The sequence below is a fragment of the Vibrio sp. 2132-1 genome, from assembly GCF_033344315.1.
Map to the genome: position 1 here is coordinate 1 of NZ_JAWPON010000426.1, position 653 is coordinate 653.

At 45.3% G+C, this 653-nt stretch carries 1 protein-coding gene; it reads right to left on the reverse strand.

Annotation, left to right across the window (positions count from 1 at the left end; genetic code table 11):
- Window positions 1-653 (reverse strand): histidine kinase (locus tag R8N47_RS25825; protein ID WP_318186183.1); only part of this gene is annotated, 653 nt, incomplete at both ends.

Genomic DNA, 653 nt, shown 5'->3' on the forward strand with positions numbered 1-653 from the left:
CTATTTTTCAACGTAATTTCTGCCGTTGTTTGCTCATTAAGCGTTTCAACCATATCTTGCAGCGCTTGGCCAAAACTGCCTTCTTTGATCGTCAGACGGAATGTCGTTAACAACTCACGTAACTGGGTATAAGCAGCCGACAAACCCGTATCCAGCTCTGCAATCACTTGATTGGCTTGAGCGATGGCCTTTTCGTCAGGAAGATTTTTCACGCTTCTCTTTAATAAAGCGACCTGAATTTTCAAATAGGATAACGCTTGAGCCAAAGAGTCGTGAAGTTCGCGAGCAATGGTCGCGCGCTCTTCCATCAACAAAATTTGCTCTGCTTGACGCTGTGCGCGATTGTAGTACACCGCTCGCGAGAGAATTTGTACAAAGTTGTCAATTAGCGTCTCGTTCGGGCACGGTAAGCCTGCCTTCCAATACAAAGAGCCGAGATGTTCGCCATCTAACGTTAAAGGTTCTGGATGACATTCATCATCACAATCATGGCAGCACTCTTCCCCTTCCGTAAGGATCCAATTAGGCTCTCCCAACTGTTCGATTTCAAGCTTTACCGCTTTAATGCCTTCTAAGCTCGCAATGTGCTTCAAAATCGCCTGGAAATTATCCTGATTAATGCGCGATGCTGTGAGTTCTTTTGAGGAATCATA